The 13854-nt window shown below is 57.8% G+C and carries 6 protein-coding genes; 4 read left to right on the top strand and 2 right to left on the bottom strand.

Going from position 1 to position 13854, the window contains the following annotated elements:
* Position 1 precedes the first annotated feature (1 nt).
* Both EV281_RS12875 and EV281_RS12870 read right to left on the bottom strand, forming a co-directional pair.
* Positions 2–1324, bottom strand: coding sequence for a type II toxin-antitoxin system HipA family toxin (locus EV281_RS12875; RefSeq protein ID WP_132654284.1), 1323 nt, complete (start codon positions 1322–1324; stop codon positions 2–4).
* Positions 1314–1598: a helix-turn-helix domain-containing protein gene (locus EV281_RS12870; RefSeq protein ID WP_165911885.1), complete on the bottom strand. Its 285-nt coding sequence runs from the start codon at positions 1596–1598 to the stop codon at positions 1314–1316. Before EV281_RS12870 ends, EV281_RS12875 begins: the two co-directional genes overlap by 11 nt.
* A 247-nt stretch (positions 1599–1845) precedes the next feature.
* On the opposite strand from EV281_RS12870, the gene EV281_RS12865 reads away from it, so the two are divergent.
* The 4 genes from EV281_RS12865 (at position 1846) to EV281_RS12845 (ending at position 13853) form a co-directional block, all read left to right on the top strand.
* Entirely contained in the window at positions 1846–2673 is an 828-nt protein-coding gene (locus tag EV281_RS12865; RefSeq protein ID WP_132653489.1) for a hypothetical protein, read from the top strand.
* Positions 2674–3233: 560 nt separating this feature from the next.
* Entirely contained in the window at positions 3234–6776 is a 3543-nt protein-coding gene (locus EV281_RS12855; RefSeq protein ID WP_132653487.1) for a helicase-related protein, read from the top strand.
* Positions 6770–10972 (top strand): ATPase, encoded by a 4203-nt coding sequence (locus EV281_RS12850; RefSeq protein ID WP_132653486.1) that lies wholly within the window; start codon positions 6770–6772, stop codon positions 10970–10972. The genes EV281_RS12855 and EV281_RS12850 overlap by 7 nt, the downstream gene beginning before the upstream one ends.
* The gene (locus EV281_RS12845) at positions 10956–13853 is read left to right on the top strand and encodes a DUF1156 domain-containing protein (RefSeq protein WP_132653485.1); all 2898 of its coding nucleotides are present in this window, start codon (positions 10956–10958) and stop codon (positions 13851–13853) included. The genes EV281_RS12850 and EV281_RS12845 overlap by 17 nt, the downstream gene beginning before the upstream one ends.
* Position 13854 lies beyond the last annotated feature (1 nt).

The following is a 13854-nucleotide window of genomic DNA, read 5'->3' as shown; positions in this document are numbered from 1 at the left end:
GTCAGGCGCCTTCGCTTGCGAGCAGTGTGTTGTGCGCGGCGCGGAAGGTATCCTGCAGCACCTTGTGGTTATCGAGGCCTTTGAGGGCATAGAGGTTCAGAAACTGGCGTCCGGAAAACAGTTTGCGGTCGACGGGGCTGAGGCCTGCTTCGTCGCAGACCTCTTGCCAGTGTTCGGCGATGGTCGTGATCTGGTGTTCGATCAGTGCGGCGGCTTCCGCCTCTTTCAGGTGATAGTCGGGCGCGGCAGCGAGCAGAGTGGCGAGCGTGCTGGCGCGGCCCTCGCCCTTGATCAGCATGGCCTGTGTGGCTTCGTTGCCGGTGCGGCCTTGCGGGCAGATGTCGTAGGCGGGGGTGAGCGTTAGCATCCGGCCGTCCCAGAAGGCGGCATGGTTGCGGGCATGGTCGTCGGTGTTGCCGCACAGCACGTTGAAGCAGATCCGCCCGTAGAGTTCCTTCAGCGTGTCCTTCGGGTCAGTGAAGCGGTGGCGGATGAGTTCGGCCAAGTCTTCGTAGGAGGCGTAGCGCGCCATCATTTCATCAAGCCCAAGCATGGTCAGGGCCGAGACCATGGCGTGGCGCGTCCAGCCATCCTTTGTGTGTGTACGGTCGAAGCGCTCGATCAGCAGCACATCCTTATGAGCGGCGCGGGTCATCGATACGGGCGCGGCGTTGATCCCGCAGGCAGTTGCCAGCTTCATCGCGATGAATTCGGCCTTCACGACGCTGTAGGTGTCGTTGGCGGCTGAGAATTTGGCGATGAACTTCTTCGCGCCGTCGTCGATGAGCGCCTTCGGGCGAGCGCCGCCGATCGACGTGCCGTGATTAAGGGCCTGGTCGAGCGCCGGGGTTAGGGGGACGCCTTTTTCAATAAGGGCGGCTGCCTCCATGAGTTCGTCAAGCGATGCCTGTGCGGCAAGGCGGGGGACATACTCTGTGGCCGATGCCTGAAAATCGAGGGCGCCAATGCGGTCGGAGCCTGACTGCAGCAGGAAGGTCAGCTCGCTGATCTCGGATACGCCGGCAGCATCGGGCTTTTTGCCCGTCAGCCTGTTGATGATGACACGGCGGCCCCAGGCATCCGGCGAGCCGTCGCGAATGCAGCTGGCCATCTGGAGGCCGTTGATGGGTGCAATGACGCCTTCCTGGAGGGGGAGCTCCGGCTCGTAGATGGGAATGGCGCTCTTACGGCGGCGGTAGCTGGCGCCGTAGGTATAAAGCAGGCGCTCGCCGTCCTGGTCGAGGCGACCGGCAACCACCGGCTCTGTTTCCCCGGGCAGCCACATCCAGACAAAGGCTTCGGTAGCATCCGCCTTAGAAGTCATCATCGACCTCCTTCACCGTGTGGCGGACGCTCTTCGGCAGCAGAGTCAGTTTTTCGTCAAGGCGGGCATTGTGCATCTGGAGCGTGCGCTCGTCGTAGTCGAACAGGCGCACGCCGACGATGGAGGCAACCTCAAAGACGATGCCGATCTCGGGCCCTGGCGCGCCTTTTTCGATGCTGGAAAGGGTGGTGCGGCTGATGCCGGCGCGGTCTGCCAGTTCCTGCGCGGTCAGGCCGCGCTCGGCACGGCCTACGCGGATCAGCTTGCCGAGCATGGCGAGCGCCTGGTGCGTGACTCTGGAGTAGCTTCTTTGGCGGGGCACGGCTATACCTGCTTTGTTCATTTGAGTGGACGTGAGGTGCTCTCATGTCCAGAATTTTGTACATTGTGCCATGGGGCTGAAGTCTAGTCAAGTTTTGTTCATTTGATTGGTCATAAGGGTGGCTCGTGGCCATAATTTTGTACATAGTGGATATTTGCCGGCGGCGGCGCGATAAAGTGAAGGGGCGGTTTGGGCTGTTATGAAGGTTGGATATACGGAGTTTTCTTTTGGCTACGCGTTCACAGAAAATCTAATCCGCGGTTCGGCAACGGCCCCCACCGGCGCGCCGGTCTTTCCCAACCTCGTGCAGGAGGCGACGCTGGGCTATGACGTGCAGATCGGCTTCCCCGCGGTTCCGCTCTTCTTTCAGTACAAGCTCCCCGAGCTGATGACCCGCGCCAGCGCCTTTGAGATCGCGGGCGGCCTGTGTCCCGGTCTGACGCTTGAGTTCTTCAGGATCGCGCTCATGCGCCGGGATGTTTCGGATCAGCACCGGTTGCTGATTGACTGGGAGGGGCGCTATCCGGGTCAAGTGTTTTACGCCGCGCCATGCCTGCGCGACTGTGCTGCGTTCAATAGCGCCTACAACACAGCGAGCGTAGCGAGCCGTTCTATCCTGTTCTCTCCCGCGCAGATTGGTCCGCTGCCGGACGACAAGGTCCATACGATCGCGTACAAGCCCGGCCTGTCCTACGGGTATTTCTGCTCGGAGCCCAGGCAAATCGAGGCCGTGACCTTTGAGAGTGTGACCAGAAACCTGTCCCGCAAGTTTAAGAACAAGAACGTCCGGGATTTCAGGGCCACGGCTCAGGAGGTCCGTCAGGCCGTGCTCGAAGCCGCGTCGCCGGTCTGGCGGCAGACGGAAGATGCCGTTGCCGGAAGGGTGCGGCAGGCGCTGCCGCCGGTCGCTGCGGATGGATCAGGTTTGCAGCCTGATCGCGAGCAGGCGATTCTCGACGTTCTGGTTGCCCGGGAGATCGCGCGCATCGATATGGGGATTGACCTCGTAATCGCGCAGCCGCGTTGACGTGTTTTCAGTGTCGGGCGCGTCCGGCAGGGCCGGACCGGGCTCTAGCCTGCGGCCCGAGCCGGTGTCTCGGCCCCTGCGGGTAACGATCCCTCGCGCGGTTTAAGGAGGGCTCGGGAGCCCACCACCAAAGCAGGCACTTGCTTCGCTGTGTCCGCCGTCGCCCCTCAGCTTGTGAGGGCGACGGACGGCTCCAGACGAAGCAGGCAATGGTCCCACTATTTGACATAAACCATAAGTCAGAACGCCGTGGACAAGCCGCAAAAAGCGGTGTGCATGGTGCACCATTGTGATGTAGTTTGATGAACTCACTGCTCCGGGGAAGCTTGATGCCTGTCGACAAAGACAAGACGGTTCGTACCTCTATGATCGTGTCGTCTCAGACATATCGAGAGGTTCAGGAACTAGCGGTCGCTAACGACGTGTCCGCGGCCTGGATCATGCGCCACGCACTCCTGGAATTTCTGGAGGCACATCGTGGCGAGAGCGGCCTCCCGCTGCAGGCTTCGCGGCGATCCGAAGCAACGAACGGTCGCGCCACGAAGAAGGTCAGATAAGCAATGCACCTCGAAGAGATCATACCGGGCGCCCGGATAAAGGGCATCCTTGCTGGCGAGATCGTCGAGATCATAGCAGCCCGATCATACGGCGCGGACGCCGTGGAAGTTACGTTCAAGGCTAACGGCGGCGGCGTCGAGCAAACCATTCTGTTTCGCTCGTCTGAAGCAACGCTTGAGCGAGAGGCTGAGACTCGCCGCTTCGCCTTTGATGGTGATGGCCATCTGATGCGCCTGGCTTCGGAAGCATTGCGAATCCGCCTGGCACATTTGTTTGATCCGTTCCTTGCCGTGCGCTCGTCACAGATCGACGCGCTCCCGCACCAGCTCACCGCTGTCTACGGTGAAATGCTGCCGCGCCAGCCCTTGCGATATCTCCTTGCTGACGACCCCGGCGCGGGAAAAACCATCATGGCGGGTCTCTTGATAAAAGAGCTCCTGATACGGGGCGATCTTGAGCGCTGCCTGATTGTCGCGCCGGGCAGCCTGGTTGAGCAGTGGCAGGACGAACTCAGAGACAAATTTCATCTGACATTTGACATTTTGACACGCGACCAACTGGAAGCGGCCGCCTCTGGAAACTCATTCGGGGAGAAGCAACGCCTTATCGCACGGCTAGACATGATCGCGCGTTCTGAAGAGCTCCAGGCCAAGCTCAAAGCCGCGCCGATGTGGGACCTCATCATCTGCGATGAGGCGCATCGGATGTCGGCTAGCTTCTTTGGCAACGAAGCCAAATACACCAAGCGCTATCAGCTCGGGCAAATGCTGGGTGAACTGGCAAGGCATTTTCTGCTTATGTCCGCTACCCCTCACAACGGAAAGGAAGCCGATTTCCAGCTGTTCATGGGACTGCTGGACGCCGACCGCTTCCAGGGGAAGTTCCGGGAAGGTGCCCGCAAAGTCGATGTCTCTGACATGATGCGGCGCCTGACCAAAGAAGAACTGCGCCGCTTCGATGGAACTCCTCTTTTTCCTGAGCGGAAGGCCTACACGATTTCCTACCGTCTCTCGGACAAAGAAGCTGCTCTTTACGAAGGGGTGACCCGGTACGTCCGCGAGGAAATGAACCGGGCTGATCAGATACAAGAAGGCGGGGAGCGCAGGCGAAACACCGTCGGTTTTGCGTTGCAGATTTTGCAGCGCCGCCTTGCGTCGTCACCGGCTGCTATCCACGAGTCGCTGCGGCGCCGCCTTGCCCGGCTAGAGGCGCGGCTTGAGGAGGAGAAGCTTCTCAAGCGGGGGCGCGACGGTGCTGAAAAGCTTTCTGAAAGGGAGGCGCTTCCGGCTTGGAACGAGGACGACCTTGAAGAAGCGCCAGAGGATGAGGTCGAGGACCTAGAGGAGCAGGTTGTTGATCAGGCTACGGCTGCTCGAACCATCGCAGAGCTCGAAGCGGAAATCATAGCGCTCAAGGAGCTTGAATCGCTGGCCCGCGTTCTGCGCAAGTCGGGCGAAGACAGCAAATGGCGCGAGCTTGATCAAATACTAGATGACCCGCTTGTCTTCGACCCCGCGAACGACGTTCGCCGCAAGCTCGTCATATTCACGGAATCCCGCGACACGCTCGAATACCTTAGTGCCCGCATCCGCGCGCGCACAGGTGAAGAAGAGAGTGTCGCGGTTATCCATGGCGGAATCCCTCGCGATCGCCGCAGAGCAGCAATCGCCTCATTCAATGACGATCCCACTGTCCGGTTTTTAATAGCCAATGATGCTGCCGGTGAAGGTGTGAACCTTCAACGCGGCGCCCACTTGATGGTCAACTACGACCTGCCGTGGAATCCCAACCGCCTTGAACAGCGGTTCGGACGCATCCACCGCATCGGACAAACCGAGGTTTGTCACTTGTGGAATCTCATAGCCGGTGAGACGCGCGAGGGGCAGGTTTATGCCCGCCTTCTCGAAAAGCTTGAGACGGCGCGCGAAACGCTGGGCGGTAAGGTCTACGACGTGCTCGGCGAATTGTTCGAAGCCCGCGCCCTTCGTGAAATGTTCATGGAAGCGATCCGCTACGGCGAGCGGCCTGACGTGAAGGCGCGTTTGTTCGAAGCTATAGACGGCGCAGTAGACAGGAAGCGCATTGAAGAGCTTGTGGCCCGCAACAAGCTGACCAAGGAAGGGCTGGATGCGGCAACCATCAATGCCCTGCGCGAGGACATGGAACGGGCAGAGGCGCGACGGCTGCAGCCACGCTATGTAAGATCATTCTTCGAGGAAGCATTCGCACTCTCTGGCGGCGTGATGCGTCCTCGGGAATCCGGGCGCTACGAAATCACGCGCGTGCCGGCAATCCTAAGAGATAGGGATAGGCAGATCGGGCGCGGTGATCCTGTTCTGCCCCGCTATGAGCGTGTTTGTTTTGACAAGGCCGATATCCCCGGCAAACACCAAGCGGCACTCGTGGCGCCGGGGCATCCACTGCTTGATTCCGTGATTGACCTGACGATGGAGCGGTACCGGAACCTCCTCACCCAAGGAGCGGTCCTCGTCGATGAAAGCGACATGGGCACTGACTGCCGCACGCTTATCTATCTTCAGCACGATATCAAAGATGGACGGATGGCCGCGAACGGCAGGCCGCGCTTGATATCGCAGCGTCTGCAGTTCGTGTTCATCGACGCGAAATTACAGGTGCATGATGGCGGCGCGGCTCCCTATCTCGACTTCAGACCGCCCCATGACAGCGAGCGAAAACTGGTTGAAGAGCGCATTCTCAACGCGGGAACCAGCGAAAACACGCAGCTGATAGCGCAGGGCACGCTTATCGAAGATGCGGCACGCGGCTATGCGATATCCGAACTCGTCCCACGCCACCTCGAAGAGGTCCGGGCGCGGCGTGTCTATGAGATCGAAAGGACCGAGGTTGCAGTCAAGGAGCGGCTGCGCCGGGAGATACTGCATTGGCAGCACCGTGCCCTAGAGCTCGAACGGGAAGAACAGGCGGGACGCCAGCAGCGGCTCAATTCACAGAACGCCCGCCGTCACGTTGACCTTCTTACGGACCGTCTTGAGAAGCGTCTCATCGACCTTGCGAAGGAACGCGCGATCGCTCCTCTGCCGCCCGAAATCCAGGGTGCCGCATTAATCGTTCCCATAGGCTGGCTGCTTAAGCAAACCGAGGGAACGCAAATTCCTCCGAACGGCATGGCGGAGGATCGCGAGCGCATCGAGAGGCTTGCGATGGACGCCGTCATGGAAAGCGAACGCAAGCTTGGCCGCATACCTACGGATGTCTGCTCCGAAAATCGAGGTTACGACATCGAAAGTCGCGAGCCGGAAGGTGGAAAGCTTCACTTCATTGAAGTGAAGGGGCGACACGAGGCAGCAGACACAATCACCATCACGCGCAATGAGATGCTAACGGCTTACAATGCCGAGGATGCCTACGTTCTAGCCGTTGTACAGGTGGAAGCCGGATTTGCGCGGCAACCAGTTTATGTGCGCCGCCCCACAGGGCTTTTCGGTCCAGAACCGGGGTTCGCGGAAGTTTCGCGCATCATTAGTCTCAGCAAGATCATCAACGCGGGGGAGACTCCGTGTTAACAGTGAAACCCGGATATTTCGAGGAGATCAGGAGCAAAGCCGCGAACAGATGGGATCAGCTTGAGCGGGACCCGGAGCTCGCAGGTCCATGGCATCAGCTATTCAGGCAAGTCCAGAGCCCACGTCATGTCCTGTCCGAGCTCCTGCAAAACGCTGACGACGCGTTTGCGTCCGAAGCCAAGGTTCGGATCGAGAACGGCGTATTCTCTTTTGAGCACAACGGTGAAGATTTTTCGGACGAACATTTCGCCTCGCTCTGCCGCTTCGGCTACTCCAGCAAGCGCTCACTGCATACGATCGGATTTCGGGGAATAGGCTTCAAAAGCACCTTCAGCCTTGGCGACCGCGTTGAGCTCGCTACCCCCAGTCTCTCGGTGGATTTCCTGAGGAAGCGCTTCACTGAGCCGTGCTGGTCACCTGCCGGTACACGGCAAGACGGAAAGACCTGCATAAGCGTTGCGATCAGTGACCAGCATCGCCAGCATGAGCTTGAGCGCAATTTGGAGGAGTGGCTCTCCAGTCCGGTTTCCTTGCTGTTCTTCAGAAATCTGCGGCGGATCGAAATCAACGGCCGCGCCATCCATTGGGGCAGCCTGGGTCCAGGCCCCGTCGAGCGCACTGAATGGATGGGGATGCATGGAAGTGAAGACAAGCCCGTCCTGATTGTTCGCTCGGAAGCCGTCCCATTCCCTGAAGAAGCCCTGGCTGAAATACGCGAAGAGCGCACTCTATCGGCGGACGAACAGGCTGATTTTCCTGCGAGCAAAGTTGAGCTGGTGCTTGGGGTGGAGGGCCGGCTTTTTGTCGTACTTCCCGCCGGGGTCAAGACACAGTTGCCGTTTGCCTGCAATGCACCGTTCATCGCTAAGCCCGATCGCAATGATATCAAGGACCCGGCAATCTCGGCCACCAATCGATGGCTTCTTGAGCGTGCCGGCAAGCTCGCCGCTGCGGTCATGACGGCCTGGCTTGCTCAAAAAGAAACCAAAATCGTTGAACGGGTTGCCGCCTATGGTCTGTTGCCAGATGTTGATCGAAAGGATTCTTCTCTCGGCGGAATCTGCGGCGCCATCGTCGAAGAAACATTTGCCGACGCTGTCGAAGACCAAGCAATACTTTTGACCGAAACGGGTGAGGTCGTCCGGGCTGGTGAGGGAATTATCATTCCTGACATCGTGCTTGATATCTGGTCAGCACAGCAGGCGGCAGAATTCCTTGATGATGATCATCGCCCCATTCTCGCGCATGACATTGCGACGCAGGACAAGGAAAAGCTGGTTCGCTGGAATTTTGTCGAGAAGGTCGACAAGAAGGTGCTGCTTGATGTGCTCAGGCGGCGACATTTGCCCAAGCCTGAGTCCTGGCGCAAGCTGCTGACTCTTTGGGCCTACGTCGCTCCCGAGGTCGCAGGCTATTATTTTTCAGCTCCGGACGCTCTGCGCATTGTGCCCGTTCAGGGGCAAGATGTTCTTTATGCCGCAAACGAGGTGGTACGGCTCGGCGAGAAGAAGCTGCTTCAGTCCGATTCTGATTGGCAATTCCTTTCCGGGCATCTCACCGCCGTAAATCAGAATTGGGTACGCTACCTCGCAGATCAGCGTCGCCAGGCTGAAAGCGGCGACGCTGAGGAGCTCAAGAAGCACACAGCAGGCGCATATGCGGTCCTTAAGAAAATCGGCCTCGATGATACAAGCAACGCTGATGCTGTCATAAACCGCGTTGCTGCCGAGTTCTTCGCCCAAAAGCAGGTCACTCTCGCTGATTGCGTCCGTCTTGCACAGATCGCAGCCAAGCTTGGTGCATCCGCTGGCGACGCTTTCCGCTTCGTGTCACGCGGCCGGACGATCCATCCGCTGACTAGCCCGCTCTATTTTGACGAGGATGGCTGGCTTCAGGAGCTCATTCCGGAGAACCAGTGGGATGCCGTCATCCTTCATGGCGATTACACCGAGAAATTTGAGTCCTGTTCCAAGGAAGACTGGCTTCGTTGGGTGTCGCATGGCAATGCGCGATTGCTCACGTTCATTCCGCTCACGCAAACCCGCAAGACGATCTATGGGCGTCAGAACGTTCAGCAAGAAGCCGCCAAGCGAGGTTACAAAGGCGATATCACCTATCACTATAAGACCAGTTCTTTTGTCGTTGAAGATTGGGACTTCAAAGAGTCCTTCTGGCAACATTGGGAGGCGGCAGAGAAGGGCGATCTTGGCATCTGGGGCCGGATTGTGGAGCGGCTTCTCATTCAGCGCGAAAGCTACTGGAGCAGTGCAAAATCAGCGCGGCTAAAGCAAGTCGCGACAACAGGCACCGAGCGCTCCATTATTTATGAAGACCTGGCACCGAACTGGGCGCGCCGCTTGGGGGAACGCGCCTGTCTTCCGGACACCCACAATGTGCATCGTAAGCCGGCGGAGCTTTTACGCCGTACTCCTGAAACGGAAAGCCTTCTCGACATCGAGCCATTTGTGAATGCGCTTCTTGACAGAGAAGCGTCTCGACCCGTGATGGATTTGCTCGGCGTCCGCCACCAGCCTCTCGGGCCGACCAGTCTGCTTGATCGCTTGCGGGTATACGCCCAAGTCCAAAAAGCACCGATTACCGATGTTGAGAAATGCTACCGCCGCCTCGACCAGATGGTGGGAACGTGCACCACCGCTGACTTTCAGGAGATTAAGAAAGCGCTTTCTCAAGAGCGATTGATCCTCTCGGAAGGCGCGACGTGGGAGACGGTCGACAGCATCTTCTTACTCTCCGATGAGGAGGACGTGCCTGCCGCTGCGGTCATTCGCAGCTCCCTGGCCGATCTCGCACTCTGGCCCCGGCTCGGAGTCCAGCGGCCGACAGCTGAGCTCGCGATCGATTGGCTGAAAGGCCTCCCGTCAGGACAACAACTTTCTGCTGATGACGGACGCCGGGTTCGTGCACTTCTTACCCGCTACCCGCAGCGAATCTGGGAGGAGTGCGGGCATTGGCTGAATCTGGCTGGTGAATGGGTTCCGGCCGACAGGCTTTCTTACAGCATAACCATGCAGTCTCTTATTCCGTGGACCAACCTTCATCCTTGGGTGAAGCAGCAGACGGCGGACATGATCAAGCTTCCGGCTGCTACAACGAACGAGTTGCCGTTCTCGGCGGTGCCGTCACTATCCGCTCATATCGAAGAGCAGTTTCACAAGCAGCCTCAGCAGTCCGCGAAACCAGTCATCAAGGAGTGGATCGCTGTCCTGGGCTCAGAGCTCAGCCGAGCGGTTTTTGACTCTGAGAGTGATGCCCTGAGATTGGCAGCGCTCGCTAAACGCCTTGCCCTGACAACATGGCAATCCGCACCCGCTCTCGAAATAATCCCCTATCTGAAGGGTGTACCGGCTGGGTTGCCGCGGCGCGCTGATGTCTTATGGCTGGACAACGTTCTGTACGTTGATGAGCTGCCGAAGGCGCGTTTGGCGCGCCGCGTGCCCGAAGAAATTGCGCGTCAGTTTGGCCGTGCCGATATTAGAGCCGCGCTCGATTACAGTTTTGAGCGACCTGCCAGGGATGTGCGGGAATACCTCGCTGAAAACTTCAATCTGTCGGCACCGGCTGCTTATGAGACAGGCGAGGTCCAGCGGGCCTCGGATAGCTTCTCGCCGGAGGACGCTACCTCCTCAGTGGAAGAGCCCGAAGGACTGACAGAACGGCCCTTCGACGAACTGGAGCCATTCATCCCTGAAGCGGCCAGCACCTCCAATAACCACGACATCGAGGATGAGCCCGATCCGGTGGCGCCTCCGCAGAACTCATTTGTCCATGCACATTCCATTCCCAAGCCGAGGAAGCTTGAGATCATGGAGCGTTTTGCGAAATCCCAAGGCTACAAGAAGGACGGGGAGGATCGATATTTCCACCCGAATGGCGGGTGGATCACCCGTGCGCATGACTCGCGCTTTCCTTGGGAAAGCCGCAGCGCGTCGGGGGACATCCAGCGCTACTATTGGCCTAAAGACCACTGTCTTGAACAGGAGCCGCTCCAGCTTGAGGCAGATGTCTGGTCCTTGATTGATCAGTATCCAGGCACTTACGCACTTGTCCTTTCAGACTCGGAGGGCAACCCGCTTGAGGTTTCTGGCGCACGCCTAAGGGCGTTGCTCGAACAGGGCGGGCTTACCCTTCATCCTGCAACATACCGGATAGTCTATAATCATGACCAAAGCTCATAGAAAAAAACTAATCGAGGTCGCGCTGCCTCTGGAATACATAAATCCGGAAGCGTTGCGCCAGAAGAAGAAGGCGCCTAAAGGCTACCCCACCTCTATTCATAAATGGTGGGCCCAGAGGCCGTTGGCGACATGCCGCGCGGTGATATTTGCACAGCTTGTAGATGATCCCTCGTCATGGCCTGATCGGTTTCCATCTGAAGCGGAGCAAAAAGTCGAACGGGAGCGCCTCCATAAGATAATCGAGTCAATAGTTCCTTGGGACTCATCCAACAACCAGCATGTTATGGGAGCAGCGAGGTGGGAAATCGCGCGCTCGGTCGCTTGGGGCCTAGGTGAGGAGCCTCCGTCAAAAGCGGATGCCGGCGCGGTCCTCTCCTATCTGCAGGAAAAGGCGCCGCCGGTTTATGACCCGTTCAGTGGTGGTGGCTCGATACCTCTTGAAGCGCAACGCCTTGGGTTGCGCGCGTTTGGCTCCGACCTGAATCCGGTTCCAGTTCTGATCTCGAAATCGTTGATCGAGATACCCTCAATATTCTCGAATAGGCTGCCTGTTCATCCAAATTTCGACCGACACCGCAAGTGGAAAGGCAGCGATGGCTTAGCAGAAGACATTCGGCATTATGGCCAGCTATTGCGTCTCGAAGCCGAGCAAAGGTTAAGCCACCTCTATCCGCTGGTTCAGCTTACGGACGGCCGAGAGATAACCGCTGTGGCGTGGATTTGGGCTCGAACAGTCGCTTCGCCCGATCCCCAAGCGAAAGGAGCGCACGTCCCGCTTGCATCGACATTTATCCTCTCGGCAAAAAGCGGCAAAGAAGCGTGGGTTGAGGTAGTGCGTGATTCCGATGCCGTCGGTGGTTGGAAGTTTGAGGTGCGTACTGGCGTACTAGAGAGTGCCGAGCGCCGCCAGGTGGCAATGGAAGGCACCAAGGCGGCCGGTCGAGGTTCAAACTTCTCCTGTGTTCTGACCGGATCGTTGATAACAGGCGACTACATCAAAGCGGAAGGAAAGGCTGGAAGGCTTGGTCAGCGTCTAATGGCGATCGTCGCAGACGATGCCCGCGCACGCATCTTCTTGAGCCCACAGGTCGATCAAGAGCTAATTGCTGCTGGCGCCGACAAAGAGGCGATTGTTTCAGAAGCCAGGAATGGATTCCTGAATGTTCCGACGCCCGAACGATTAACCGGAGGAACTTGCTTCGGTTATGGAATAGATACTTTCGGCAAACTCTTTACGTCCCGACAAGTATTCGCACTCACGTCAATTTCTGACGCGGTTTCGACGATCAGAGAGAGTGTCAGGCAAGATGCCCTGGCAAGCGGTATGGATGATGGCACGCCTCTAGAGAAGGGCGGAACAGGTGCAAGCGCGTATGCGGATGCGATAGCGACATACATGGCGTTCATTGTTGACAGAATGGTCGCTTACGGATCAACCCAGTCAACCTGGCTTTCAAAAGATAGTGCCATACGGTCCGCCTTTAACCGTCAAGCATTGCCGATGACGTGGGACTTTGCGGAGCCGAACATTTTTGGGAAGTCGAGTGGTGATATCAACACATGTACCAATGTCGTTGCTGCTTGTGTTGCTGCTTGCTCAGGAGAGGCTGAGGGTAGAATCGTAAATGCCAATGCTGCAAACGGATTAGTGCCGTTTAGCGAGGGCGTCGTTATCTCAACCGACCCGCCTTACTACGACAACGTTGCATACTCAGACTTGTCAGATTATTTCTATCTTTGGCTGCGCCGATCACTTCGTGACGTCTGGCCAGAGCTATTCCGCCGTATGATCACACCTAAGGATGAGGAACTGGTTGCCACAGCTTATCGTCATGGCGGGCAGCAACAAGCCGAAGAGTTTTTCCTTCACGGGATGAGAAGGGCGTTGGCAAATTTGTTTGCGATAGCGCATCCTTCAGTGCCCGTTTCGATCTACTACGCCTTCAAACAGTCTGAGGCAGCTGAGGAAGGACTTACATCGCCGGGTTGGGCTACGTTCCTTCAAGCTGTTTTTGACGCCGGTTTCGCAGTGGATGGTACTTGGCCGGTACGGTCAGAAGGTGAAGTCCGAATGAATTCGAATTCGGCCAACGCGCTTGCGTCGTCTATTGTGCTTGTTTGCCGTAAGCGACTCCCAACAGCGGCAGTGGCAACGCGTCGAGAGTTCGCAGCGCGCTTGAAGCGAGAAATGCCGGACGCCCTAGAGAAGATTAAAGAGGCCGGAGTGGGGCCGGTGGATATGGCGCAATCAGCGCTTGGCCCAGGGATGGGCATATTCACTGGATATGCAAAAGTATTGGAGCCAGATGATTCCGAAATGACGGTACGGACGGCGATTGCTCTCATCAACGAAGTGAGAGAAGAGATTCTGGGCGAGGAGGATGCACACTACGATCCTGAGACTCGCTTTTGCGTCGATTGGTTTCAGGCCTTTGGAGTATCTGATGGCAAGTCCGGAGACGCCATCGGAATGGCAAATGCCTACAGCCTCGGACTAGCTGACCTAGAGCAGGCTGGAGTCTTTTATGCGAAGGGCGGGATTGCTCGACTTTTGAAGCGTAGCGAACTTCCCACCAACTGGAATCCGGCAAATGATAAGCGTTTGACCCATTGGGAATGCGCACAGCACTTGATCCGTATCCTTGAGGCAAAGGATGGAAGCGAGGCTTCCGCAGCGCGGCTTGTAGCGGCGATGAATCCTGAGGATGCGCAAGCGGCCAGGACGCTTGCTTACCGCCTCTACGACATTTGTGAAAAGAAGGGATGGGCTCAGGAAGCGCAGGTCTACAACCTCCTCGCCGAAGAGTTCCCTCACCTTGAAGAAGCGGCACTTGAATTTGAGGGCGAACGCGGGCCGGCCCAGGCCGTGTTGGACCTCTAGG

The sequence above is a fragment of the Rhizobium sp. BK418 genome (genome assembly GCF_004341105.1).
GTDB lineage: Bacteria > Pseudomonadota > Alphaproteobacteria > Rhizobiales > Rhizobiaceae > Rhizobium.
This window is presented reverse-complemented; position numbering and strand designations above follow the sequence as displayed.